The following is a 24,629-nucleotide window of genomic DNA, read 5'->3' on the forward strand; positions in this document are numbered from 1 at the left end:
TGCCCTATCTAGAATCCAGTTGTATCAAGACTTTTTGCAAGCTTACTCTTGTTTTGGTGGGGTTTTTGGTGGGGAATTAAGTTTATTCCTTGAAAAGTTTTGATTACCATTAAAATTGATTTGTGAATTTTCAGCATATACAATGTTGATATTACCTTTCATGTTTTTAACAATGGCTTCATCAGCACCTCCCCACATGTGCGAGTAGTGCCGAAGTGTAATTTCTGGACTTGAATGTCCCATGCGCTTTGACAAAATTAGAACAGAAACGTTGAACTCATTTATGAGATATGAAGCGTGTGAATGTCGTAGACCTTTAGGTTGAATTCTCTTGACATTTGCCAACTTAGCGTATCTCGTTATAATTCTTCCTATTGTCGACTTTACCATAGGATGTCCATCATAAGAGAATATGAAATCACTTTCTCCCCCTAAACCTAACATTAATTGTACATCTCGCCAATTTTTGAGAATGGTCAAGGTATCGTCGTCAAGCATGATAATCCTATTTCCTGAATCAGATTTTGTGTATGTTTGAATGTACCAATCTTTCTTGCTACGGAAGATTAACATATTGTGGACTCGCATTTTACCTGTGTTGAAATCAATGTCGCTCCACTTTAACGCACATCCTTCATTTACCCGAATTCCGGTCATGAAGTAAAGCCAAAGCATAACGAAGGATAAATGCTCATACACATCTTCAATAAAAATATGAGAAATAATAGCTTCAAACTCTGTCTTGGTCCAGTACTCGACAATTGCCTTTCCTTTTGCGATTGCTTTTACCTGTTTTGAGATGTTTTTTTCTACATAGTTCATTTCAACTGCAAAGTCAAGAGCTTTACGAAACATTCCAAATACAAGTGAAGCGTAACTTTGTGAATAACCGGCCCCACTATCTGATTGACTCGTTAATAGCCAAGTTCGAAAATCATGTACGTCTTCGATAGATAGTTTTCGAAGTGGAATTCCTGCAAAGCGATCCGCTATCTCTTCTAGTTTTTTGTGACGAACTTCGTAGGTTTCTGCCTTGACTGTTGTCTTATAATAGGGAATATATTTCTGTCTCATAAAGACATCAAAATGCAAATTGTAATTTGAATAACCATTGGCTTCGTGATATTCTTTTTTTATCCTTGTTAACTCCCGATTGGCATCAGCAGCAGTTGTAAAGCGCCTCCCGTGCTGATCTTTTCGACTTTTGACTCGAATTCGTTCTCCTGTCACCTTATCAATCCCGAGCTCCGTCTGATAAAAAAATTTCTTATCTCCTTCCTTATACACACCAGGAAATTTTGTTCTTTTTTGAGTCATCTTATTTATTCTCCATCTCTTCAGAAATTGAAACACCAAGAATTGACTCAACTGCGCTTGCTGGTACTTGACCAAGTTTACGATTATTATAAAACGTATATCCTTTTTGTACCATAATCAACTTTGCTTTGCAAATAATTGAAATAGCAGTGCCTTCCTTAAAACCTAATTTTTTTAAATCTTCTTTATTAACCATTAATTGCGTCATTTCAGTAAATTCCTTTCAAAATATCTTGTATAGTTGTAGAAGCCTATGCAGATTTTTAACTTCTTATAAATATTATGCCTCATTCTTTATCAGTTCATCGAAAAATGACGCAACAATTTTTGGGAGTATATTCCAACGATAACTTTCAATAAAGACAAATCTATGGAAATGGTGAATACCAAAGGTGATACTCGAACTGGAACTTGGACATTGACAGGTGAAGAACTGCTTATTGAAATTACAAGTGGTGCGGATGCTTCGGCTGAGCTACCTAAAGGTGAAATTAAATCTCTCTATGTTCAATTCATCGGTGTAAATGAAGCTGGTTTCCCAACATTCAGTGGCACCTTTAATAAAAAATAGCTAATCTGCTTGATGATATAAAAAAGTTCCAGTTCAACCAAATCTGGAACTTTTTGTTAATTTAGATGTGTCGTCGTTTTCTTGTAGACGAACTTCCTGATTCGTTTACTTTCTTCAAACTGGACCACGTCAAAGATGAAATAGTGATCTCGATTATCAAGCGCATTTTCCTTATTCAGCTTAAAGTAGGCTGATTGGGAGCGCGCCATCGAGGTCAAGATATCAGCAGTCAAGAATGTTAGAGGAATGTGCATCGCAGAGTAGCGGTAGAAGTCCCTCTCAAAATTTTGGTAGCTTTCGCTGAAATAGTCGATCTGTAGCTCATTTCGTTCAAATTCAAGCCGATTCATATTCCACCTCCAAGTCAATTGATAGAATATCCTTTATAGGGATGCTGACGAAGCTAGTTCTCGTTTTGAAAGAAACATTCTGGAATGTTAGATTGTCCACTTTTCCAGTGTAGTATTGTCCAGGAATAGCGATAATACCGCTTAGCTGATTGCTATAGAGTTGGTTTAACAGAAGTAGCTTATCAGCCAGCGTCAACTCTGATGAGTAGTCAACCTTGTTTAGTTCGTTGTCTAGTCCTGCGGTGTGCTCGGACAGAAAAAATCCCATCCATTTTGCCATCTTTCGGTCTTGGTATTCCCTAGCAACTTGAAATGGCAGGTAACTTCTGTCAATCATTTTAATCCCTCCAATCCGCCGGCAGAGTGACCGCCGACAAGTTTACTTCGAGCAATGGCCCGTGAGTTATCTAGTAAAGCTGACGCCTTCTGTACGGAAATATATCCGTATTTATCTCTTAGCTGGTCAATAGTCGTTTCTAACTTCTCCTCAAGTTCGATAACTTCGTTATCATCAAACAGTGAGAGGACCGCAAAGTTTTCATCTACCAGCCCATCGTATCGCACAGCGATACTCCTAACAGCGCCTCCCGTGTACTTTGCACGGAAAAGGGAGATGACATGGTCTTGGAAGATAATTGTCCGACTATTTGGGTTGATTTTACGCTGTACATTGATAGGTTTCTTATTTTCAAATCTTGAGTAGCCAACTGTGATGTGGACCACAGTTGCTTTTTTATGCTTTCTACGCAGGCGAATAGCTACCTGCTCAGCCATTTCACGTAGCACAAGCTCAATATCGCTCTGCCTTAGATAGTCCTTATGTAGTACCTGGGAATTACCAATTCCCGTTTTCTTAGGTTTGTAGGGTTCGTGAACATTAGACTCGTCAATGCCATTAGCGTGAAACCAATGCTGGACTCCTATGACACCAAACTCTTTTTTGAGTATCGTAGGATCAAAATTAGCTAAGTCTTTGATAGTGTAGATGCCTAGCTTATTCATCCGTTCTTCGGTCTGGTGCCCAATTCCCCAGAAATCCGTCATCTTTGGAATGTTCCACACTTTGGTTTCAACATCTTCGTAGGACCAGTTAGCCCGCATAGTGATTGACTTTTTAGCTTCGTTATCGAGAGCTAGTTTTGCCAATAGTGGATTCGAATTACTCATGCCAACTGTTGAGTAAACACCTGTCTTTAGCCAAATATCCTGCTGAAGTTTAGCTGAGATAATATCTAGCTTATCTTTCTTAGACAAGGTTTTGTTTGGCACGAAGTAATTGAGTGACTGGGTCAAATCAATAAACGCCTCATCAATGGAGTAAGGGTGTATATCATTGACAGCAGCATAGTCCTGAAAAACTCTTTGAATCTCGAGATTTTTCTGAATGTATAGGGACATACGTGGCGGAACTATGAAAGTGCGCATAGCCCAATTTTCAATGTAGGAGACAAATTTAGGATGTGTTGGCAATCCAGCCTCCTTAGCACGGAAGTAGTTGAACTTGCGTGTATTGACATCAAACGGTAATTCATAGGCACGTCCCACGTTACCTTTTCCGAAAACCTTTTTAAACATAGGGGATGATGCCAAAATCAGACCTGATGAATTATCCGCCCTACTCATCACACATAGAGAAGTATTGAGCGGGTGTAAACCCCTTTCTACACACTCAATCGAGGCGTAAAAAGATTTCATATCAACAAAAGCGATATCTGACTGTGGTTCCTTTGAATAGTCAATATAACCCATAGCATTACCTCGCTTTGAGCTTTCCTAGTTCTTCGACAAGTTCGCTGACGTAATCTGTTATGTCATATTCTTTCTTGTCAGGAACAAATATAATGTGTTCGTCTTTGATGTAAATCATGTTCTCTACATTCACATTTATACCTCCTCGACTGGTGTAAAATGCCCGACAACCTTACCAACGATATAAAGTTCATCCTCAAATGGGATAAATCGTTCAGGAACAGATGGATTGATGGAAACCATACGAAAACCGTCTTCGACACGGAATAGTTTTTTGATATATATCGAACCGTTCCAATTCAGTGCATAAACAGCACCGTCATAATCATATCCTGTCGCTTTGATTAAGGCCACATCTCGGTGTTTATAGACCGGTTCCATGGAAGAACCATCAATCCAAGCAGCAATATCAAAGCCACTGTACTCATCCTCAGAATAGACTGTTTCAGTTTCATACTCATCAAAATACCCTGCACCAGGTCCAGCAGATAGCTGTACCTCAGATAAGACTTTATAAGAGTAGAGTGGTAGGACTTTTTCTGTAATTTCTTGTTGAGTAAGTAAATCCTCAACGTAATTTTCTGCAGCCAATTTATTTTCATCGTTGAGACGTAAGTAGTTTTCGACAATCTTGTATTCTGATTCGAAATATGTCTCAGCCACTTGGAAAATTTTTGCCAAAGCTGACAAATTTTTTTGATTTGGTTTTGTAATTCCAGCTTCCCACTTACTGATTGTTATTCGACTAACACCCAATTTTAGTGCAACTTCCGTCTGTGAAATGCCTAGTTGCTCACGTTTTACTTTTAATTTTTGAGGCGCGAACATAGTTTCTCCTTTTTGTTACTTTATAAAGTTACAAAAAGTATAAAATAAATTTTGAATTTTGGCAAGTGGGAATGTCAATTTGTAAAACTTAAATTTACAAATGATTCATGAAAAAAATCCCGCCAAATTATTTTGGTGGGATTTTGGTGGGGTACCAAATGATTTTATACCCCTTTTTACGTTTTATAATAGCTCAAAATGCAGTTAAATCAACAATCTTGGTTCAAATTAGTTTATTAAATTATTCCCACTCAACTGTTGCTGGTGGTTTGCTTGTAATGTCGTAGACGATGCGGTTGACGTGGTCGACTTCGTTGACGATGCGGACAGAGATTTTCTGAAGGACTTCCCATGGGAGTTTTGCGAAATCAGCAGTCATTCCATCAACAGAAGTGATAGCACGGATAGCAATGGTATAGTCATAAGTACGACCGTCTCCCATGACACCTACCGAACGAACTCCAGTATTGACCGTGAAATACTGCCACACATCACGGTCCAGGCCAGCCTTGGCAATTTCCTCACGGAGGATAGCGTCTGACTCACGGACAGTGTAGAGTTTTTCCTCGGTGATTTCGCCCATGATACGGATAGCCAGTCCAGGACCTGGGAATGGCTGACGCCACACAACCTCATCAGGCATACCGAGTGCCGTACCTAGCGCACGTACTTCATCCTTGAAGAGGGTATTGAGCGGTTCAATCAACTCAAATTGCATATCCTCTGGAAGTCCGCCCACATTGTGGTGAGACTTGATTGTCTCAGCCGTATCCGTCCCAGACTCGATAATATCGGTGTAAAGCGTGCCTTGAGCCAGGAATTTTACATCTGTCAACTTGCTTGCCTCGTCATCAAATACGTAAACAAATTCATTACCGATGATTTTACGTTTCTTCTCAGGGTCAGATACGCCAGCAAGTAAATCAAGGAAACGTTTAGAAGCGTCTACGCGAATGATATTGAGACCGAATTTGCCACCCAACATCTCCATTACCTGGTCACCTTCATTTTTACGGAGCAAGCCGTGGTCAACGAAGATACAAGTCAACTGGTCACCGATCGCACGTTGCAGAAGGACACCGACAACAGAAGAGTCCACACCGCCAGACAGACCCAGAAGAACCTTCTTGTCTCCAACAGTTGCACGGATTTTCTCGATTTCAGTCTCGATGAAGTTTTCCATGGTCCAGTCGCCACGCGCACCACAGATACCAAAGGCAAAATTCTTCAAGATGTCGTTACCGTATACGGAATGACGAACTTCTGGGTGGAACTGGATACCGTAGATGCGGCGTTCGGTATTTTCAATGGCAGCATAAGGGCAATCCGCAGACAGACCGACCAAGTGGAAGTCAGCTGGAATTTCCGTCACAGCGTCACCGTGGCTCATAAGAACCAATTGCTCAGAAGGAGTGTCAGCAAAAAGAGCAGACTCAGCCTTGAGTTCAAGTGTTGACTGACCATATTCACGGTTACCAGCCTCGCCAGCAGGCACCACCTTACCGCCCAATTTATGGGTAATTAGCTGCATACCGTAGCAAATCCCCAAAATTGGAATCCCCAGTTCAAAAATTTCTGAGTCAATGTCAAAGGCATTTTCCGCGTAAACTGAGTTTGGCCCACCAGAAAGAACGATACCAATCGGATTGATTTGGCGGACCTCCTCAGCAGTAATTTTGTGGTTTTTCAGTTCTGAAAAGACACCGAATTCACGGATGCGACGTGAAATCAGCTGGTTGTACTGGCTACCATAATCCAGAACGATAATTTTTTGGACATCTTGTTTTGTCATGTTTTTCCCTTTCCATTTGAAAATCATTCAAATACTGATAGCTATTTTACCATAAATACGAACATTTTCCAAACTATATTTGTCAATTATCAGTTTTCCAAACTATGGCTATTTTTTTGAAATCCCCTGTTCGTTTTTTTCTTGAATTTACTGATTTTATTTGAGCAGATTACCAGTCATTGTTTGCCTGTCTTATTTTTACTCATAAAAAACAGCTGACCTTTGTAAAATTGGTCTAATTTTGGTAGACTAGACGAAGAGAGGTTTGACAAATGAAAGCAGCATATATTTCCATTCACGATAAGATTAAGGAGCAGATTGACCAGGGCGTTTGGAAGATTGGCCAGCGCCTGCCCAGCGAGCGTGACCTGTCCGATGAGTTCGGCGTTTCCCGCATGACCCTGCGCCAAGGCATCACCCTCCTGGTCGAAGAAGGAGTGCTCCAGCGTAAGGTCGGTTCCGGCACCTATGTGGCCAGCACTCGAGTTCAAGAAAAGATGCGCGGCACGACCTCCTTTACAGAGTTGGTTCTCTTGCAGGGAAAAAAGCCGAGCAGTAAGCTCTTGTCTTACACTCGGACCAAACCAAATGAAAAAGAAGTTGAGCAGCTAGCCTTGTCCAAAGGGGAATATGTCGTCCGGATGGAACGGGTTCGCTATGCTGATAATGTCCCTGTCGTTTATGAAGTTGCCAGCATTCCGGAGCGTCTGATTAAAAGTGTTCCCAAGGAGGAAGTGACCAACCATTTCTTCAAGACCTTGACGGACAATGGCTATAAAATCGGCACCAGCAAGCAGACCATTTTTGCACGGCTGGCCAATGAGAAGGTGGCTAACTACCTAGACATCAGCAAAAATCAGCCAATTTTGGCTCTGAGACAGGTTTCCTACCTGGATGACGGCCAGGCCTTTGAATTTGTTAACAGCCAGTACGTTGGCGAACGGTTTGAGTTTTATTTGGAGAATAATTAGGAAAAGAGCAAGCAAAATAGAGCCTTTCGACTCTATTCAAAAATATAATTGTAAAGCTGAATGACTTTCTGGAAAGTCCAAGTATCTAACTGTGTGATTTTGCTGGCATTCCTAGCTATGAAATCAAAAGTATAGAGTTGCGTAGGATTGACGAATCCGGCGACTTTTTCTGAGTCAATCGGCACAGATAGCCCGCGGCTCTCTAAAGTTTTTGCACCGTGTGTAATAGGACAGACAGCGACGAAACCTGTTGCTCGGCTGTATTTTTGACTGGAGATAACTAAAGCAGGACGGCGATTCTGAATTTCCTTGCCAGCAGAAGGGTCAAAATCAATCCAGATAATATCCTGCTTTTGAGGAATATATTCAACCTTCATTATCGAGTAACACCTCCCCTTCAAAGTCATTTTCCATGATGAAGGGTTCCATATTGTCAAAGGGATTAGGGATTTTGGACGCAAGAATAATCACATCATCAACTCCTTTGTAGACAAGGAATTCTTTGCCCTCACTAATACCTAGTTCTTTAGGAATGGTTACTGCCAGTGAATTACTACCTTACGCGTTTTCACAGTATTCATAAAAGTATACCTCCGTACATCGTATACACGATTTTGACAAAAAAGTCAAAGGTTTTTGAGTATTTTCGCTCGTCTTAAAACTCTCTAAATAGACGTAAATAAAATTATGCAAACAAATGATCCGTTTTCCCACTAGAAACGGATTTTCTTATTTATTAACGCTAGAATTTTTGATATAATAAAGTTTATGGAAATTGAAAAAACCAACCGAATGAATGCCTTATTTGAATTCTACGCTGCCTTATTGACGGACAAGCAAATGAACTATATCGAGCTATATTATGCGGATGATTATAGTTTAGCAGAGATAGCTGAGGAATTTCAGGTGAGCCGTCAGGCGGTTTATGATAATATCAAACGAACCGAAAAATTGCTAGAGGACTACGAAATGAAGTTGCACATGTACTCGGACTATGTTGTGCGCAGCCAAATTTTCGATGAGATTTTGGAAAAATATCCAGAAGATGCTTTTTTGCATGAAAAAATCTCTGTCCTGACCAGCATTGATAATCGAGATTAAAAGGAGAACACATGGCTTTTGAGAATTTAACCCAGCGTTTGCAGAACGTATTTAAAAATCTGCGTGGAAAAGGAAAAATCAGCGAGAGCGACATTCAAGAAGCGACCAAGGAAATCCGTTTGGCCTTGCTTGAGGCGGACGTTGCCTTGCCAGTCGTCAAAGATTTTATCAAGAAGGTGCGTGAGCGTGCCATTGGCCACGATGTCATCGATACCCTCAATCCAGCTCAACAAATCATCAAGATTGTCGACGAAGAATTGACGGCGGTTCTGGGTTCGGAAACGGCTGAAATTATCAAATCACCGAAAATTCCAACCGTTATCATGATGGCTGGTCTCCAAGGTGCTGGTAAGACGACCTTTACCGGTAAATTGGCCAACAAACTCAAGCAAGAGGAGAATGCGCGTCCTCTCTTGATTGCGGCGGATATTTACCGTCCAGCGGCCATTGACCAGTTAAAAACGCTAGGGCAACAGATTGATGTTCCTGTCTTTGAATTGGGCAACCAAGTTCCTGCCCTTGAAATTGTGCGCCAAGGTTTGGAACAAGCCAAAGCCAACCACAATGACTATGTCCTCATCGATACGGCCGGTCGTTTGCAGATTGACCAAGCCCTGATGGCGGAATTGCGTGATATTAAAGACTTTGTCCAACCAAATGAAATCCTCTTGGTAGTCGATGCCATGATTGGTCAAGAGGCCGCTAATGTTGCCAAGGAATTTAATGACCAGTTGGCGATCACTGGTGTGATTTTGACCAAGATTGACGGTGATACGCGTGGTGGTGCGGCGCTTTCTGTTCGTCACATTACTGGCCAACCTATCAAATTCACTGGTACTGGTGAGAAAATCACGGACATCGAAACCTTCCATCCAGACCGTATGTCATCTCGTATTCTCGGTATGGGGGATATGTTGACGCTGATTGAAAAGGCCAGCAAGGAGTACGACGAGAAGAAATCATTGGAACTGGCGGAAAAAATGCGCGAGAACACCTTTGATTTCAACGATTTCATTGACCAGCTCGACCAAGTACAAAGCATGGGACCGATGGAAGACTTGCTCAAAATGCTTCCTGGTATGTCAACCAATCCAGCTCTGGCAAATCTAAAGGTTGACCAAAAACAGATTGCTCGTAAGCGTGCCATTGTGTCCTCAATGACGCCTGAAGAACGAGAAAATCCGGATTTATTAACTCCGAGCCGTCGCCGTCGGATTGCGGAAGGTTCAGGGAATAGCTTTGTCGAAGTCAATAAATTTATCAAGGATTTCAACCAAGCAAAATCCCTCATGCAAGGCATGATGTCTGGTGACATGAGCAAAATGATGAAACAGATGGGCATTAACCCTAATAATCTTCCGAAAAATATGCCAAACAATATGGATATGTCTGCCTTAGAAGATATGATGGGTGGTAGCGGAATGCCCGATATGAGCCAACTGATGGGCGGGGCTGGTATGCCTGACATGTCATCCATGTTTGGTGGTGGGCTCAAAGGCAAGATTGGAAAATTTGCCATGGAGCAGGCCATGAAACGTCAAGTCAACAAGATGAAAAAAGCTAAGAAAAAGCGTAAATAATCCGTTCTCCACAAATAGAAAGAAGATTTGATGACACGTTCTACATTAATGCAATACTTTGAATGGTATCTGCCTGCTGATCACGACCATTGGAATCGGCTAAAAAATGACGCTCCGCATCTGAAAGAATTAGGAATTAGCCATGTTTGGACGCCACCTGCCTTTAAAGCGACAGGACCAGATGACGTCGGCTATGGGATTTATGACCTGTTTGATTTGGGAGAATTCGACCAAAAAGGTACCATTTCAACCAAATACGGAACAAAAGATGAGTATCTGGCTGCTATTCATGCTCTCAACGAACAAGGGATAGCAGTGATTGCGGATATTGTCCTCAACCACAAAGCTGGTGGAGACTACCAAGAAAGCTTCCAAGTTCGTCGGATGAACCCTGATAATCGGCAAGAAAGTCTTTCTGAACCCTATGAAATCAAGGGTTATACTGGTTATGATTTCCAAGGTCGTAACGATGCCTACAATGATTTTAAGTGGCATTGGTATCATTTCACAGGGCTTGATTTTGATGCTGCCCACAATGAAACGGGCATTTATCAAATCGTAGGAGAGAACAAGGGCTGGGCCAATCAAGATCAGGTCGACGGAGAGCACGGGAACTACGATTACCTGATGTTCAATGACATTGATTTCAAACACCCAGAAGTAGTAGAGCATCTCAAAGATTGGGTAAAATGGTTTATCGAAACAACTCAGGTTGATGGCTTTCGGATTGACGCTGCCAAGCATATTGGGGAAGATTTTATCGCTTCCTTTATGGAATTTGTCCGACAAGAAATTAAGCCTGACCTGTACGCTTTCGCAGAATATTGGAAAGACAGTGAAGCAGATAGTCAAAGTTATATCGACGGTACAGATTACCAACTTGACTTGGTGGACGTTCCGCTCCACATGAATTTCTTTCAGGCGGGTAATGAAGGGCAATCTTTCGATTTACGGACCATTTTTGATGGTAGCTTGGTGAAAACAAAGCCTGATTTTGCCGTTACATTTGTCGAAAACCATGATACACAACGTGGACAGGCGCTAGAATCAACAGTTGCAGATTGGTTTAAACCAGCTGCTTACGCCTTAATTTTGCTACGTCAACAAGGATTGCCAACCTTATTCTACGGTGATTATTACGGTATTTCAGGTGAATTTGGACAAGCTGCCTTCAATGAAATCTTGGATAAATTACTTGCTATCCGTCAACATCATACCTACGGTCCACAGATTGATTATCTGGATCATCCAAATTGTATTGGTTGGGTTTGCCAAGGGGATAATGAGCATCCTAAAGGTCTAGCCTGCGTTATCAGCAATGCAGATGAAGGATACAAAGACATGGATATGGGAATTTTAAATGCTGGAAAAGTATTTGTAGATGCAACCGGTCATCGACAAGACACCGTTCAATTAGATGAAAATGGATGGGGGCGTTTCTATGTCAATCCAGGCTCGGTTTCCGTATGGGTAGAAGAATAACTAACAATTAAGTTTGCATAACGAATGTTATGTAGACTTTTTTTGTAATATAAGTTATAAAGTAAACTATCTTGAGTATTAATGTCTGAAAATTGTATAATGATTACCATTAAACTATGAAAAAGGATTTAGGTATTATGCAGTATTCAAGAAGTCAATATTTTCAATCAATGAAAAAACATCCTCTCTCAATATTACTGACAGTGGTATTGTCTATTTTAACGATTTGTTTATTTGTATTTGGGAATAAGACGATTCGACAGGCTGAAGCTACAGATATGATTTGTATCCATCTGTCATGATTGCACAGGCTATACATGAATCTAATTATGGACAATCTGGGTTATCAATTTCCCCGTACAATAACTTATTTGGTATCAAGGGAGCATACAATGGACAATCTGTATCCCTTCAAACATGGGAAGATGATGGATATGGAAATACCTATGATATCGTTGATTATTTTCGTACTTATCCAAGTTATTATGAGTCTTTAGCTGATTACGTAAACATTGTTTGCCAACCTCACTTTAACAGTGTTTGGCGTTCCAACACCAGTAACTACTTGGATGCTACTAAAGTAGCTAATTTAATTTGGAATCCATATCGCGCACAATATACAACTCAAGAGACTCTAAATCTTGATATCGCTTGGGCAAATCGCTAGAATCTTCTATTCATCTATATTTATACATACAACAATGAACTAACTAAACCCAGCTAGACTGATTATTCAATTTAGCTGGGTTTTAATATGTAAAATGTAAAAAAGTCAGGGAAGTGCTAGTATAGTTTCTTTCAGTCTTGATAGAAGTTTAGTAATGACCTAGTTGTATAACAAATATTTTAAATAATTCCATTATAATGGACATTTTTATATTTTTCCATTAAAATAGAATGATGGATAAAATGATGATGATTACTGGCCAGATTACACCTTTATCAAGCCAATCACAAACAGAAATAAACATTCTCACGATTATTAGTCGTCTAAATCAGGTTTATGCTAGTCAATTATTGACTGATTTTACTCTCCATAGAGGTGGACTGCTAGAGGCTCAAGTCAAACCCAACGCGGATTTATTGCAAATTCTTGATTATTTACATCTGTCTCTGGCCGAAGGTTATCAGTTGCAAATAGGAATTGGTTTGGGTGAGCTGGATGATGCAGTGCAGAAAACCAGCATTTTCTCAAGCAATTCTCAAGCTCAGCATGAGGCTGAGAAAGCCCTAACTTTAGTCCAGACACAAGACGATTACGGAAGTAGAGCCAACGGATTTTCTTCCGACTATCCCCATATTGACAAGGTCATTAACAGTCTTTTAGCGACCAGCGATTTTATGCGAGATCGGTGGAGTCATTCGCAAAAGCAATTCATCCTAAGATTGGTAGAGACTGGCATTTATTCTGAACATTTTAAGCAAAAATCACTAGCTCAGAAACTGAAACTCAGTCAAAGTGCCTTTACAAAACGGGTCAAATCAACAGGCATCAAGGTCTATCTCCGTAATCAAGAAACGGCTATGGAGTTAATGATGCAGTTATCAAATAAATAAAAAATAGTTTACATAATATTTAATATGCAAATTTTGGATTTTATAAATTCAAACGAAATACGATTTCATCTCCGTCAGCATCACCTGTTTCCACAAATCCAAGGAATCCATATCGTTTTCTTGCTAAATAATTGTTTTCAAGGATACATAATTCAACGGCTGAAAAACGTTTTTCTCTACGAATATTGCCTAAAAATTGATTCATAGCTTGTCGACCATAGCCCTGACCCTGATAATGTTTATCAATCAAAAATTCTGATAGGTGATAGGCTTGGACTTGAGGTAAATCGTGATACATGATTAAACCGACAGGCAATTGATGGTCATAAATCAAATAAGCCTGGCTATTAAATTCACGGTAGGCAAAAGCTTGAGCCAGCGTGATCATCTTATCAGCAACAAAGCCTGTCTGTGAAGGAAAAATGGAAAGCGGAATTCGCCAGTTGTCAGGATTGATAGGTATGAAATTTAGCATAAATTTAACCACCTCAGAATTTATACATATCTATTATCAAACTAGAAAAATGTACTTTTGAAAAAATTTCCAGTTTTCTAGTTAATAAAGTACATTTTTATGGAAAAATAAGGGTATCTAGAAATTCCAGTTTAGCCTTGAATTAAGTACATTTTTAGCTGATTTTTCCTAAAAAAAATTTTTTTGGTTATAAAATTGACAATTTATATAACATCTTTCCGAAAAACTATAATTTTCTTGAAACTTATATAAAACTATGGTATACTACTGGTATGATAACTAGAAAAAATTTTTGCCGAAAATATGTACTTTATAATTTCGAAATAAATGCGAAGGACGAAAATTCTTCCAAAATACAATCCTTAATTTTAAATAAAATATCTCGGAGAAATCATCATGCGTCGTGAATTATTATTGGAAAAAATTGAGGAATTGAAAGAAATCATGCCTTGGTATGTCTTGGATTATTACCAATCCAAGTTGGCGGTTCCCTATAGTTTTACAACCCTTTATGAATACCTCAAAGAATATCGTCGTTTTTTTGAGTGGTTACAGGATTCAGATTTGGTATCTGTGGAACGGATTGCTGATATTCCGTTGGATATTCTAGAACATTTGACCAAAAAAGATATGGAAGCCTTCATTCTTTATCTGCGGGAGCGTCCCTTACTGAACGCCAATACCACGCAGAATGGTGTGTCGCAGACCACCATAAACCGCACTCTGTCGGCACTTTCTAGCCTCTTCAAGTATTTAACCGAAGAAGTGGAAAATGATCAGGGTGAGCCCTACTTCTACCGTAATGTCATGAAAAAGGTGTCGACCAAGAAGAAAAAAGAAACCTTGGCTGCCCGGGCGGAAAATATCAAGCAGAAACTCTTTTTGGGCGACGAAACCATGGAATTTCTGGAATACGTGAAAACAGAATACGAAAATAAACTCTCCAACCGTGCAAAATCTTCTTTCCGAAAAAATAAGGAGCGTGATTTAGCCATTCTTGCCCTGCTCTTGGCCTCTGGCGTCCGTCTGTCTGAGGCCGTCAATTTGGACCTCAAGGATGTTAATCTGAAATTGATGATTATCGAAGTCACTCGAAAAGGTGGTAAACGGGATTCTGTTAATATTGCTGGCTTTGCCAAGCCCTATCTGGAAGCCTATATGACCATCCGGCAGCAACGCTACAAGGCTGAAAAGACTGACGTCGCATTCTTTCTGTCCGAATATCGTGGGATGCCCAATCGCATGGATGCCTCTTCTATTGAAAAAATGGTTGCCAAGTATTCGGCTGATTTCAAAATTCGTGTAACGCCCCACAAACTCCGCCACACACTTGCGACCAGACTCTACGATGCAACCAAGTCGCAGGTCTTGGTCAGCCATCAACTGGGGCATGCCAATACGCAAGTTACGGATTTGTATACCCATATTGTCAATGATGAGCAAAAAAATGCATTGGACAAACTTTAATTTGCATAATTTATTTTATGTAAACATCAATAACAAAACTACTAATTAGTGAGTTAATATTTGATTTTTATCGATATTGTATTAAAATAGAATTATGAAAATCGTAAAATTTGTTATTGGAATCACAATCATGGCCATTGCTGTTGCCATGTCAAAAATATCCCTGCTCGGCACGTCGCCAATTGCTGCTGTGCCCAACGTCGTCTCAGAATCTATGGGTTCATCCATCGGTCTGAACACGGCGCTCTTCTTAGCCTTGCTAGTTGTTATTCAGCTCGTCTTGGCTAGTCCAAAGAAGATGAGCGAGGCAATTCCTTACCTCATTCAGTTAATACCCGGAACCTTGTTTGGCTTGTTTATTAACTTTTTCTACGGTCTGTTCGCTCCAATCTTGTCCAGTAAATCTTATCCAGTCCAGTTGATTGTCTTGATTATCTCTGTCTTTATCTTGGCAATCGGTGTCATTGTTGAGGTCAATGCGGATACGATTGTCATGCCGGGCGAAGGGTTGCCCAAAACAATTGCCCAAGTGACCAATAAACCATTTTCTAGCGTCAAATTGGCCTGTGATATTGGAATGGTTGTAACAGCGCTTCTTCTCTCTTTCCTCTTTGGTAATCCATTTCTAGGAATTCGCGAAGGAACAATTATTGCCATGCTCTTCACTGGACCAATTATCTCGCTCTTGCAACAACTTGCTTTCAGAAGAAAAAAATGAGGTTGTACTTCCAATCTCATTTTTCTATGCCAATTTTCTAATCGGAATTTACTACTAAAAACGAGACCAAGAAATCCTAGTCTCGTTTAGCTTCATTCTTAAAATCGTTTTTCAACAGTTTCATCGCTGAAGGCTTTGCTATTGTTGCCCAGTGCAGCGACTTTACCATCCACTGCGACTTGGTCTAAACGACCGCCTTCTTCCATAGTGACAGTTGTAACATTATCACCGTGGCTAAGGATAGAGCCTTTGACATGAAGTTTATGAAGGTAACCGCCATCTTTGATAGAAAAGGCATGGGCTGGAAGATCCACGTTGACACCTTTTACAAGAGATTGGCCAACACCACCGTGGGTTGTAATATCGCCTTCAATATGCAGTTCACCGACTTCTTTGGAAATTTGAATACCAACAGCACCGTCATTGTAGGTATTGATTTCAGCAAAATGACCGACTTTCAAGGTACCATCGTATTGATTGTAGGCGCGAGCTCCGACACCGTAGGTAGAAATGGCTTTTTTCGCTTGGAAATCATTGACAGTACCGAAGTTTACGAAACCAACACCAGATTGACCGTAGGAAATCACTTCATCTTCTACGACCCATTTATCAACAGTTCCCCAAGCATCCAAGACCATGTCATTGACGCCGTAAGTAACGGTTTTACCGAGCTGATACAATTCGTGAACATGGGCACCATAGACAACAAAGACACCACCGGTGATGAAATCTGCCGCACCTTGAGGAACGAGACCAGTAGAATAAACTGAACCCAAGACCATTTTATCCATCGCAACTTGACCACCAGCATCATTGAAACCTGAAACAAAGACACCAGATCCGATGACAGGTTGACCGTCTTGACCGATGTTCAATTCACTGATAGCTGCTGTAATCTTACTGTTAGCATCGGGGTTAAAATTGTAAAGGGTATAAGCACCTTGCAGGACGTTTACGCCATATTTTTGTGGTTGCTCAAGGTAGGTGCGCGTATCTGCTTTGCGAACCAAGACGTTATGTGTGTCGACATGTGCAGTCATGGTTGGTGCACGGAAAATCATTGAAATTTGACCGTCCACGATCAAGTTTATAAGTGAAATCTGACCAAAGTTGTCACGAACTTGTTGTGGCACAAGTGAAATAGCTTTCTTATCTTGAAGAGCTGAGATTGTTAAATCAGAAATCTTAGCATCGCCTTTCAAGATAAAACCATCAGAATGTGAAAAGAATACAGTTGGCAGAACGCCATTTTCTTGTGCTTGACCTTTGATGTCGATACCAGCTGGAAGATAGATGGAACTTGCAAAAGTCATGGTACGTGTGATAACAATTTCTTTTTCATTATTGTCCAAAGCGTTAATTAATTGAGTAGGATTTGAAACGAGTGTCATGTTAAGTACCTCACTTTCTTTCTGTAAGTCTATTTTATCACTAATTATTGATAAGTCAAGCATTTTGTGTGAAAATTTAAGAAAAAATCTTGTAAATGTTTTCAAAACTGCTTAAAACTAGCCAGAAAAACACCAAAAAGCCAACCAAGTGGCTGACTTTCATCTAATTATGCTAATTCTTTTAATTTGGTCTGATTAACAGCTGGATAGCCGTCCAAGAATTCAGACAAACGTTTCAAAATGCTCGGCATATAACCTGATTGGTCGTTTTCAATTTGAAGGACCAGGAGCGGTTCGTGGAGACTCATGCGGAGAAGGAACCAGCCGTCTCCATAAGGGTCTGTTACATCAAAGCGCACTCCTTCTTCATTCTCTGGATTGAAAATAAAACCGGTAATGGATGTCGCTTGCAAGTCGGCAATGACTTGCTCACCTAGAGCGCGATAATCCTCAACTTCCAACTTAAAGCGCACTTCCTGCGTTTCTAAAGGTTGTTTCAGCTGTGCAATCAAATCATCCAGGGACTTGCCATCCTTTTGCAACTGAGGCAGAAGCATGAGAATTTTGGCAGCCACATAGGTACCGTCATCCAAGAAATAATTTTCCTTAAAGGCTGCATGACCTGACGTCTCGATAGCCAATTGACAATCCACACCAGCTTGGTTGGCAGCAATGGCGCGATTGATCACATTACGATAACCTGAAATATAGCGAATTTGCTTGCCACCCAGACTTTCGATAAAATCTTTTAGGTGTTCTGAGGTTGGGGAATTGGTGACAATGCTCGTACCCGGATGCTCGGACAAGGTAATTTGAGCCAAGACAGCAATTAGATTGTTACGATTGAGAATTTGTCCTGACTTGGTAACCAAGGCAGCGCGGTCCACATCTGTATCAAATATAATGCCTAAGTCGGCACCTTGTTTAAGTACTGCTTGACGAATACTTTCCATGGCCTCTTTGTTGTCAGGATTTGGGACATGATTAGGGAAGGTACCGTTCGGTTCTAAAAACTGTGAACCCGTTGTATCAGCTCCCAGCTCGGCCAAAACTTTTTCCGCAAAGAAACCGCCTGCACCATTTCCAGCATCGACGATGATATTGAGTCCGGTCAATGGCTTGTCTTGACCATCGCAGGCTGTACGAATTTTATCAACCAAATCTTGGGCATAAGGCGTAATCAGATCCGCATGGGTCAGACTTCCCAGACTTAAGGCTGGGAATGCCTCTGTATGCGACAAGATATAGTCAATATCCTCGTGTTCCGCTCCGCCATTTTGCGAAAAAATCTTGAGACCATTAAAATAATAAGGCAGATGGCTGGCAGTAATCATCACCCCTGCGTGGCAGGCAAACTGCGGATACTGGGTGCTCATGAAGAGAGCTGGCGTTGTGGCCATACCAAAGTCAATCACCTGAACACCCAGACCAACAGCTTCTTCGATAAAAGCATCTGCCAAATCTGGACCGCTCAGACGGCTATCACGACCGATACCAATGGTCAATTTTCCTTCTTTATAGAGAGTGGACAATTCCTGATTTTGGGTCAGCCAATGAATCAACCCTCTAACAATCTCCTTGGTTGCTTGGGGCGTCAATTTAACAGCATATTCGTCAGTAGCAATGGCAATCCCGCGAATGTCAGATCCATTTTGCAAAACATGATGAGACATAAAAAACCTCCAATGAAATACTATCCTTAGTATAGCACTTTTGGAGGCGGTTGCAAACTCTTAATCTGATTTAAATATCCGCACATTTGTCCCAACTTCAACCTGACTGTCCACATCAATATCTAATTCTAGCTGGTGCAAGACGCGCTTGGTGAGATAGAGGCCAAAACCAGTGGCTTTCTGGTGTTCACGTCCATTATAGCCCGTAAAACCTTCGTCAAAAAGACGCGGAATATCCTCGGGCAAAATGCCTAATCCTGTATCAGAAATCGTAATTCCCTTGTCCAAAACAATGATTACTGAACCACCCATTTTGTTGTATTTCAGGGCGTTGTCCAAGACTTGCGATAGGGCAAAACTCAGCCACTTACGGTCTGTTTTCAGCTGCCAATCCCCGTCGATAGCGACACTTATCTCGCGTTGCAGAAATTGTTGCCGGTATTTCTTGACCAAATCCACCACTACTTCTCTCACTTGGACCATTTCAAAGCGAAAATCCGAAGCTTGATTGGACAACTTGAGATAATTGAGCAAATTAGCCATGTAATTGTCCAAGCGCAGCAATTGTTGGTCAACATCTGCCTGTTGCAAATTGTCCGTCTGGCTCATGAGGGACAGGGCAGCCAAAGGAACCTTCATCTGGTGGGACCACATTTTTACCAGAGCCTGCAAATCCTCTTCACGCGTTTTATAGGCCAATAACTGCTCCTGCCACTGCTCCTTTTCCGTTGAAAGGACCTGTAAATAGGCCAGATCAGACGGTTTATCCAGCAAGGCAAGGTCCTTATCTGTTAGATTTTCCAAGGCTTGCATTCGCTGGCGGAATTTCCAATAGAGACCAAGACTGAAAAGAATCAAGATGCTCAAGGAAAATAGCAGAGCTTGGTACAAGAATGTAAGGGGAAGCCGATAGAGATAGAAAAGCAGGATAAAACCGCAAACTAGCAAGAGGTAGGCTAGCAATAAACTCCTGTATTCTCTTAAAAATTTGGCTATCATTTGACAAGATACCCCACTCCCCGCACCGTATGAATGCGGTCAAAACCCAGTTCACCTGTTTTCTTGCGTAGTCGGGTCATATTGACATTGAGTGTATTTTGGTCGATAAATTCTTCATTTTCCCACAAGCTTTCCAACAAAACTTCCTTGCTCACAATCTGCCCAACCTGTTGCATAAGTGGCGTTAAGATTTTCGTCTCTGTCGGAGATAGCTGGATACTGGATTTGCCATCAGAAAAGCGCCCGTCAGGACTGAGTTTAAACTGATCCACTTGCAAATCCGCTGTCTTACTAAATTGATTAACCCGACGTAGGAAGGCACCGATTTTGGCATCCAAAATCCCAAGTGAAAATGGCTTGGACACAAAATCATCACCACCCATGTTCATAGCCATGACTGCATTCATCTCATCATCGCTAGAGGAGATAAAGATAATGGGCATGGTCATGGTTTTACGGATTTCCGTCGTCCAGTAAAACCCATTGTAATAAGGCAGGCTAATATCCATCAAGACCAGGTCTGGTTGGAACTCAACCACTTCCTGACTGACAGCTCGGAAATTCTGCACACTTTCTACCTGATAAGATTTTCCCAAATGCTGCTTCAAGAGTTGGACAATTATCTCATCGTCTTCAACAATATAAATCTTCTCTTTTTTCATCATCTTCATTCTGCAAAAGCCAGGACACAGGTCTTGGCTTTTTATTTATATACTTCTTTTCGATGCCCGACTTCAAGGGCTGTTACGATCAATTTATCATCCTCAATGCTGACGATGACCCTGTAATTGCCGATACGGTACCGCCATTGGCCCGAACGATTGGCCGTCAAGGCTTTTCCGTATTGTCTGGGGTTGTCGGTCACATGACTGGACAGGTAGTTGGTAATCTGTTTTTGGGTAAACTTATCCAACTTTTTCAATTGTTTAATAAAACGACTGGTCGGTACGAGTTTATAACAGGTCTTCATCCGTCAACCCCAACTCTTCCAACATCTCCTCCCAGCTAATCGGCTCAATTCCATTCGCCAAGTCTGCTTGGTATTCTGCCCAAGCAATGTCTGCCACACGGGCATCGTATTCATCTTCAAGGGCTTCAAGGGTTTTAGTCCGAATGAGTTCTGACAAGCTGACACCTTCAAACTTTGCCATAGCCTGCATAAAGAGCTTGTCCTGCTCAGAAACTTTCAATGTAATAGCTGCCATTTTTCTTACCTCTTATAGTATTCCTTTGGTATTACCATTGTAACACTATTTCCCTAGAAATGCAAGAAATCTCGCACAAGGCGAGACTTCTGCTACCGTTCAATAATACGATAATAGGTTCGGCTGGTCCACTTGTAAATGACAAAGTAGATCAAGACAACTGCAAGCAATGTAATACCACTGACCGTATAAATCATTAGTGATGAAGTAACACCAAAACTCAGTAGCATTTGCTTCAGCATGACCAAGGCTACCACAAAATGCACAGTTGCCATGACCAAAGGCATAAAGAAGACCGTAAGTGTTTGGGAGTTAATGGTCTTTTTGACCGCTGCTGCACTCATGCCCACTTCTTGTAGGATCTTGTAGGATTTCTTGTCTTCATGCCCTTCTGAATACTGCTTATAGTATATAATCAGGGCTGCACCCAGTAGGAAACTAATTCCCAGCAAGAAACCAGTAAAGAGGAAACCGCCTGTAAAGCCCATCTGTAAATTGTTGAAATCGGATTTTTGCATAGCATATCCTAGGAATTCTCCGTTTGCATCGTTGATATTATAAGAGTCCCCAGCTTGCTCACCAATCGAAGCAACCTCTTCATCAGTCAAGTCGGTAAAGACACGGTAGTCCAGACTGACTGTATACCCTTGCGGATTATTGGACTCGTAATACTCACGAACAGCATCCAACACAGTGTCATCACTGACTACCATAACGGCGGCATTTAGCGTATTGTAGTTGTCTGGGAAAATAGCCTGGTCAAGATTGGCTACATTCTCAAAGGTTTGATCGCCTAAAACAAGCTCTTTCAACGATGGTTTTTCGCTCGGACGCATAAAGACCACTTGATTGGCAGCAAGCTCTGGCAGGTCATTCCCCAATTTTCTGAAATCATCTTGCGTGATGAAGTAGGTAAAGGCTATTTTGCTAAAGTCTGGATTGGAAATGGTTTCCGGGCTAATGATAATCTCTTCACCACCATCATAGACCAACCCAGCTTGATAGGTCAGGTAGGATAGATTGTCATTAGCTTTTTCTGGAAAATGGCTGAGCACCGATTGCTGATAGGCAGCTTCACCTTGACTTCTATCCGAAACTTTATAGGTAATAGATGTTTCCTTGGGATATAGTGCACCTGTCATACTGCTCATACCTGTATAAAGAGACGTTGTGGTCGCAATGGTCACAAAGGCCATGACCGCAAGTAGCGTAATATTGGCCAAACCCGTTGCGTGCTGTTTCATCCGGAAAATCATCTGCGAAGTCGTAATGAAATGCTCTGGCGTATAGAAATACCGCTTGTTTTTCCGACGAGCCTTCAAATACCAAGTCATAAAGCTGATATAGAACAGATAGGTCCCCGCAATGACAAAGAGCACTGCGATGAAGAAACGATAGATGACAACTAACCCTGCTGCTTTCGATGAAAGTGATAGGTAGTATCCAACACCCAGTCCCACTACACCAAGGGCAGCCAGAAGGACATTGCCTTTTGGCTCCTTCTCCCCCTTCTCGCTGGCACGGAACAAAATCAGTGGACTGGTCTTACCAATGGTCCGAATGGCCAGCAATTCCAAGAGAAAGAAGATACCAGCAAAGAGAAAGGCGGTCATGACAAAGGCCAGAGGATCTATTCCAAAATGTAAATCACTATAATGTGTTATATTGACAAAAATCAAGTAGAGAACATTTGCAAACACACCAGCTAAGACAGAACCAAGAACCACAACCAGTAAGAATATCATCATCAATTCTAGACTGGCTATCAATGCTACCTTTTTCTTGTTCATCCCCAGAATGTTATAGAGACCAAATTCTCTCGCCCGTTGTTTCATCAAGAAATTAAAACTGTAAATCTCCATAATGACCGAGAAAATGGTCAGAACAACAACACCAAGACCGATAGAAACGGCACCAGAGCCCATGGTCTTCATAACTGGACTCAGCATGAGCAAGAACATGGAACAAATCAGAGTAAATAGCACAAGACTGGCTAAAACGAAGGGAGCAAACTCACCCATGGATTTTCGGATATTTTGCCCAGCAAGTTTGAGGTAAAACATCTACTCACCCCCTAAAAGTGCAGACATATTGAGCGAAATTTCCTTGGCAAAGTCCTGATTACTCTTGCCTGCCTTGTACAATTGATGGAAAATCCGACCATCCTTGATGAAGAGGACTCGTTTGGCATGGCTGGCTGCATTGGCTGAGTGGGTCACCATGAGAATAGTTTGCCCGTCACGGTTAATCTCTTCAAACAAATTCAGCAAGTCTTCCGAATTGCGGTAATCTAGGGCAGCTGTCGGTTCGTCCGCTAGGATAATCTGTGGCTGGGTAATCAAACTACGAGCAATGGCCACGCGCTGCTTTTGTCCACCAGAAAGTTCAAAAGGACGTTTTTTCAGCAAATCTTGAATCCGCAGTTTTGGCGCCAAAACTTTCAAACGTTTTTCCATTTCCTCATAGCCAGTACGTGCCAATACCAGAGGTAAAAAGATATTGTCTTGGATGGACAGGGTATCCAAGAGATTAAAATCTTGGAAAACAAAACCTAGATTACGCAAACGGAAATCGGCCAGCTCGCTCTCCTTGATTTTGGTAATATCTTGATTGTTCAAGAGAACAGAGCCACGAGTTGGCTTGTCCAGGGTTGCAAGAATGTTGAGTAAGGTCGTTTTACCAGAACCACTTTCGCCCATAATTGCAATGAATTCACCCTTATCGACTTTGAAGTCCACATCTTGAAGGGCACGCGTTTCCTCTTTTGAAAAACGTGTGCGGTAAACTTTTTCTAAATGATTGATTTCTAATAACATACAAACTCCTAATTGTTTTCTTTGGATAAATCAACTGTATCAAGTAATGCTTGATAGTCGATTCGGTCTGATTCAGCAATATTATCTTCTAAATCCACCTTATAATAACCATCCTGGACACCGATGGCCCATTCTTTGTTAGTGGTTATATAGAGATTATTCAAGGATACTGTCTTTTTCACTGCCCCTTCTTCTTTGACAACAGGCCAATCCATAAACGGAACTTCTGTTCCTTGAATACTATCTTCGGCAACTTCCTGTTTGCTAACGGCATAGTCTTTTCCTTTGTAATGGAAAGTTTGATAGCCCTCATCAAAGCTAAGGCCTGCTGAAGAGGAAGAACAAGCAGCTAACATTATACTGCCCAAAGCCAGCAAGCTAAATACTTTCTTTTTCATCGTTTCCTCCCTCTAGTATGCCATAAATCGCATACTTTGCAAATCATGGGCGAGCTCTTCTAAGAATAAGGTTTGTTCCATGAGTTCAGCTTTCTCTTTTTCTGAGAATACCTTTTCTTCTATTCTCTTTGCTTGTAGAAATTTGAATGACATATGATTTCCTTCTTTCTGTTTCTTATGAGTTTATTA

The 24,629-nt window shown here is 41.2% G+C and carries 27 protein-coding genes and 2 pseudogenes; 9 read left to right on the top strand and 20 right to left on the bottom strand.

Features of this window, described 5'->3' with window-relative positions; translation table 11 throughout:
* Positions 1–42: 42 nt before the first annotated feature.
* Positions 43–1,317: a site-specific integrase gene (locus NQZ91_01490; GenBank protein UUM58073.1), complete on the bottom strand. Its 1,275-nt coding sequence runs from the start codon at positions 1,315–1,317 to the stop codon at positions 43–45.
* Between the two features lies 1 nt (position 1,318).
* On the bottom strand, positions 1,319–1,525 hold the full coding sequence (locus NQZ91_01495) for a DUF3173 domain-containing protein (GenBank protein UUM58074.1): 207 nt from the start codon (positions 1,523–1,525) through the stop codon (positions 1,319–1,321).
* Positions 1,526–1,687: 162 nt separating this feature from the next.
* Between NQZ91_01495 and NQZ91_01500 the strand changes: the two genes are divergently transcribed.
* Positions 1,688–1,888 (top strand): hypothetical protein, encoded by a 201-nt coding sequence (locus NQZ91_01500; GenBank protein ID UUM58075.1) that lies wholly within the window; start codon positions 1,688–1,690, stop codon positions 1,886–1,888.
* A gap of 56 nt (positions 1,889–1,944) precedes the next feature.
* Here NQZ91_01500 and NQZ91_01505 read toward each other — a convergent pair whose 3' ends face one another.
* The 5 genes from NQZ91_01505 to guaA all read right to left on the bottom strand — a co-directional run bounded on the left by NQZ91_01505 (position 1,945) and on the right by guaA (position 6,607).
* The gene (locus NQZ91_01505; protein UUM58076.1) at positions 1,945–2,238 is read right to left on the bottom strand and encodes a DUF5960 family protein; all 294 of its coding nucleotides are present in this window, start codon (positions 2,236–2,238) and stop codon (positions 1,945–1,947) included.
* The gene (locus NQZ91_01510) at positions 2,225–2,575 is read right to left on the bottom strand and encodes a hypothetical protein (protein UUM58077.1); all 351 of its coding nucleotides are present in this window, start codon (positions 2,573–2,575) and stop codon (positions 2,225–2,227) included. The genes NQZ91_01505 and NQZ91_01510 overlap by 14 nt, the downstream gene beginning before the upstream one ends.
* The gene (locus tag NQZ91_01515; GenBank protein UUM58078.1) at positions 2,572–3,987 is read right to left on the bottom strand and encodes a Y-family DNA polymerase; all 1,416 of its coding nucleotides are present in this window, start codon (positions 3,985–3,987) and stop codon (positions 2,572–2,574) included. The genes NQZ91_01510 and NQZ91_01515 overlap by 4 nt, the downstream gene beginning before the upstream one ends.
* 135 nt (positions 3,988–4,122) lie before the next feature.
* On the bottom strand, positions 4,123–4,815 hold the full coding sequence (locus tag NQZ91_01520; GenBank protein ID UUM58079.1) for a helix-turn-helix domain-containing protein: 693 nt from the start codon (positions 4,813–4,815) through the stop codon (positions 4,123–4,125).
* A 241-nt stretch (positions 4,816–5,056) separates the two neighbouring features.
* Positions 5,057–6,607 carry a glutamine-hydrolyzing GMP synthase gene (guaA, locus tag NQZ91_01525; protein ID UUM58080.1) on the bottom strand — a complete coding sequence of 517 codons (1,551 nt, stop codon included), beginning with the start codon at positions 6,605–6,607 and terminating at the stop codon, positions 5,057–5,059.
* 272 nt (positions 6,608–6,879) lie between these two features.
* Between guaA and NQZ91_01530 the strand changes: the two genes are divergently transcribed.
* Positions 6,880–7,578, top strand: a complete 699-nt coding sequence (locus NQZ91_01530; protein UUM58081.1) for a GntR family transcriptional regulator — start codon at positions 6,880–6,882, stop codon at positions 7,576–7,578.
* A 32-nt stretch (positions 7,579–7,610) separates the two neighbouring features.
* On the opposite strand, the gene NQZ91_01535 is transcribed toward NQZ91_01530, so the two are convergent.
* Together NQZ91_01535 and NQZ91_01540 are read right to left on the bottom strand one after the other, a co-directional pair.
* Positions 7,611–7,955 (bottom strand): type II toxin-antitoxin system PemK/MazF family toxin, encoded by a 345-nt coding sequence (locus NQZ91_01535; GenBank protein ID UUM58082.1) that lies wholly within the window; start codon positions 7,953–7,955, stop codon positions 7,611–7,613.
* Positions 7,945–8,159 (bottom strand): annotated as a pseudogene (locus NQZ91_01540) (AbrB/MazE/SpoVT family DNA-binding domain-containing protein). The gene NQZ91_01535 and the pseudogene NQZ91_01540 overlap by 11 nt, the downstream one beginning before the upstream one ends.
* 187 nt (positions 8,160–8,346) lie before the next feature.
* On the opposite strand from NQZ91_01540, the gene NQZ91_01545 reads away from it, so the two are divergent.
* The 5 genes and pseudogenes from NQZ91_01545 (at position 8,347) to NQZ91_01565 (ending at position 13,298) form a co-directional block, all read left to right on the top strand.
* Entirely contained in the window at positions 8,347–8,679 is a 333-nt protein-coding gene (locus NQZ91_01545; protein UUM58083.1) for a putative DNA-binding protein, read from the top strand.
* 11 nt (positions 8,680–8,690) lie between these two features.
* The gene (gene ffh, locus NQZ91_01550; protein ID UUM58084.1) at positions 8,691–10,259 is read left to right on the top strand and encodes a signal recognition particle protein; all 1,569 of its coding nucleotides are present in this window, start codon (positions 8,691–8,693) and stop codon (positions 10,257–10,259) included.
* A 30-nt stretch (positions 10,260–10,289) separates the two neighbouring features.
* Positions 10,290–11,741, top strand: coding sequence for an alpha-amylase (locus tag NQZ91_01555; protein ID UUM58085.1), 1,452 nt, complete (start codon positions 10,290–10,292; stop codon positions 11,739–11,741).
* Positions 11,742–12,015: 274 nt separating this feature from the next.
* Positions 12,016–12,408, top strand: a pseudogene (locus NQZ91_01560) (glucosaminidase domain-containing protein).
* A gap of 242 nt (positions 12,409–12,650) precedes the next feature.
* Positions 12,651–13,298 (top strand): SatD family protein, encoded by a 648-nt coding sequence (locus tag NQZ91_01565; protein ID UUM58086.1) that lies wholly within the window; start codon positions 12,651–12,653, stop codon positions 13,296–13,298.
* Positions 13,299–13,338: 40 nt separating this feature from the next.
* Here NQZ91_01565 and NQZ91_01570 read toward each other — a convergent pair whose 3' ends face one another.
* Entirely contained in the window at positions 13,339–13,773 is a 435-nt protein-coding gene (locus NQZ91_01570) for a GNAT family N-acetyltransferase (protein ID UUM58087.1), read from the bottom strand.
* A gap of 396 nt (positions 13,774–14,169) precedes the next feature.
* On the opposite strand from NQZ91_01570, the gene xerS reads away from it, so the two are divergent.
* Positions 14,170–15,240: a tyrosine recombinase XerS gene (gene xerS, locus NQZ91_01575; GenBank protein ID UUM58088.1), complete on the top strand. Its 1,071-nt coding sequence runs from the start codon at positions 14,170–14,172 to the stop codon at positions 15,238–15,240.
* A gap of 94 nt (positions 15,241–15,334) precedes the next feature.
* Complete coding sequence (locus tag NQZ91_01580) at positions 15,335–15,958, top strand: DUF6198 family protein (protein UUM58089.1); 624 nt, start codon at positions 15,335–15,337, stop codon at positions 15,956–15,958.
* A 98-nt stretch (positions 15,959–16,056) separates the two neighbouring features.
* On the opposite strand, the gene NQZ91_01585 is transcribed toward NQZ91_01580, so the two are convergent.
* The 10 genes from NQZ91_01585 to NQZ91_01630 all read right to left on the bottom strand — a co-directional run bounded on the left by NQZ91_01585 (position 16,057) and on the right by NQZ91_01630 (position 24,593).
* Complete coding sequence (locus tag NQZ91_01585) at positions 16,057–17,349, bottom strand: hypothetical protein (GenBank protein UUM58090.1); 1,293 nt, start codon at positions 17,347–17,349, stop codon at positions 16,057–16,059.
* A gap of 167 nt (positions 17,350–17,516) precedes the next feature.
* Positions 17,517–19,022 carry a phosphomannomutase/phosphoglucomutase gene (locus tag NQZ91_01590; protein ID UUM58091.1) on the bottom strand — a complete coding sequence of 502 codons (1,506 nt, stop codon included), beginning with the start codon at positions 19,020–19,022 and terminating at the stop codon, positions 17,517–17,519.
* Between the two features lie 60 nt (positions 19,023–19,082).
* Positions 19,083–20,021 (bottom strand): sensor histidine kinase, encoded by a 939-nt coding sequence (locus NQZ91_01595; GenBank protein UUM58092.1) that lies wholly within the window; start codon positions 20,019–20,021, stop codon positions 19,083–19,085.
* The gene (locus NQZ91_01600) at positions 20,018–20,686 is read right to left on the bottom strand and encodes a response regulator transcription factor (protein ID UUM58093.1); all 669 of its coding nucleotides are present in this window, start codon (positions 20,684–20,686) and stop codon (positions 20,018–20,020) included. Before NQZ91_01600 ends, NQZ91_01595 begins: the two co-directional genes overlap by 4 nt.
* 38 nt (positions 20,687–20,724) lie before the next feature.
* On the bottom strand, positions 20,725–20,991 hold the full coding sequence (locus NQZ91_01605) for a type II toxin-antitoxin system RelE/ParE family toxin (GenBank protein UUM58094.1): 267 nt from the start codon (positions 20,989–20,991) through the stop codon (positions 20,725–20,727).
* A complete protein-coding gene (locus NQZ91_01610; GenBank protein ID UUM58095.1) occupies positions 20,975–21,226 on the bottom strand; it encodes a DUF6290 family protein in 252 nt (83 codons plus the stop codon). The genes NQZ91_01605 and NQZ91_01610 overlap by 17 nt, the downstream gene beginning before the upstream one ends.
* Before the next feature lie 92 nt (positions 21,227–21,318).
* Positions 21,319–23,289 carry an FtsX-like permease family protein gene (locus NQZ91_01615; protein ID UUM58096.1) on the bottom strand — a complete coding sequence of 657 codons (1,971 nt, stop codon included), beginning with the start codon at positions 23,287–23,289 and terminating at the stop codon, positions 21,319–21,321.
* Positions 23,290–24,042 (bottom strand): ABC transporter ATP-binding protein, encoded by a 753-nt coding sequence (locus NQZ91_01620; GenBank protein UUM58097.1) that lies wholly within the window; start codon positions 24,040–24,042, stop codon positions 23,290–23,292. It lies immediately after the preceding gene.
* An 8-nt stretch (positions 24,043–24,050) separates the two neighbouring features.
* A complete protein-coding gene (locus NQZ91_01625; GenBank protein UUM58098.1) occupies positions 24,051–24,440 on the bottom strand; it encodes a NisI/SpaI family lantibiotic immunity lipoprotein in 390 nt (129 codons plus the stop codon).
* Between the two features lie 12 nt (positions 24,441–24,452).
* Positions 24,453–24,593, bottom strand: coding sequence for a hypothetical protein (locus NQZ91_01630; GenBank protein UUM58099.1), 141 nt, complete (start codon positions 24,591–24,593; stop codon positions 24,453–24,455).
* Between the last annotated feature and the right edge of the window lie 36 nt (positions 24,594–24,629).

It is taken from the genome of Streptococcus suis, assembly GCA_024583055.1.
GTDB classification, from domain to species: domain Bacteria; phylum Bacillota; class Bacilli; order Lactobacillales; family Streptococcaceae; genus Streptococcus; species Streptococcus suis_V.